The sequence below is a fragment of the Romboutsia weinsteinii genome (assembly GCF_002250835.2).
Classification (GTDB): domain Bacteria; phylum Bacillota; class Clostridia; order Peptostreptococcales; family Peptostreptococcaceae; genus Romboutsia_A; species Romboutsia_A weinsteinii.
Genome location: NZ_NOJY02000147.1, coordinates 1 through 960, shown reverse-complemented (window position 1 = coordinate 960; position 960 = coordinate 1). Strand labels below are relative to the sequence as shown.

The following is a 960-nucleotide window of genomic DNA, read 5'->3' as shown; positions in this document are numbered from 1 at the left end:
TTTCCCTTCGGGGACAGAAGTGACAGGTGGTGCATGGTTGTCGTCAGCTCGTGTCGTGAGATGTTGGGTTAAGTCCCGCAACGAGCGCAACCCTTGCCTTTAGTTGCCAGCATTAAGTTGGGCACTCTAGAGGGACTGCCAGGGATAACCTGGAGGAAGGTGGGGATGACGTCAAATCATCATGCCCCTTATGCTTAGGGCTACACACGTGCTACAATGGGTGGTACAGAGGGCAGCCAAGTCGTGAGGCGGAGCTAATCCCTTAAAGCCATTCTCAGTTCGGATTGTAGGCTGAAACTCGCCTACATGAAGCTGGAGTTACTAGTAATCGCAGATCAGAATGCTGCGGTGAATGCGTTCCCGGGTCTTGTACACACCGCCCGTCACACCACGGAAGTTGGGGGCGCCCGAAGCCACTTAGCTAACCCTTTTGGGAAGCGAGTGTCGAAGGTGAAATCAATAACTGGGGTGAAGTCGTAACAAGGTAGCCGTATCGGAAGGTGCGGCTGGATCACCTCCTTTCTAAGGAGAATTGCCTACTGTTTAATTTTGAAAGTTTATTAACTTTCTGTTAGTACTTTGAAAACTGCATAACATTTAGTGATATGACATCATTTTAATATATGAAGAGAAAACTTATAAAAATCACAGAGAGATAACTCTTAAAAATCAACTTTAATAACTGGTCAAGTTATTAAGGGTGCAGGGCGGATGCCTTGGCACTAGGAGCCGATGAAGGACGCGATAAGCTGCGATAAGCTTCGGGGAGTTGCACGTAAACTTTGATCCGAAGATTTCCGAATGAGGAAACTCACTTAGAGTAATGTCTAAGTATCGTTAAGTGAATACATAGCTTAGCGAGGGGAACCCGGGGAACTGAAACATCTAAGTACCCGGAGGAAAAGAAAGAAAATTCGATTCCGTAAGTAGCGGCGAGCGAACGCGGAACAGGCCAAACCA

At 47.3% G+C, this 960-nt stretch carries 2 rRNA genes; both read left to right on the top strand.

Going from position 1 to position 960, the window contains the following annotated elements:
- A 16S ribosomal RNA gene (locus CHL78_RS20255) occupies positions 1–522 on the top strand; the annotation flags it as partial.
- A 162-nt stretch (positions 523–684) separates the two neighbouring features.
- Positions 685–960 (top strand): 23S ribosomal RNA (locus tag CHL78_RS20250); the annotation flags it as partial.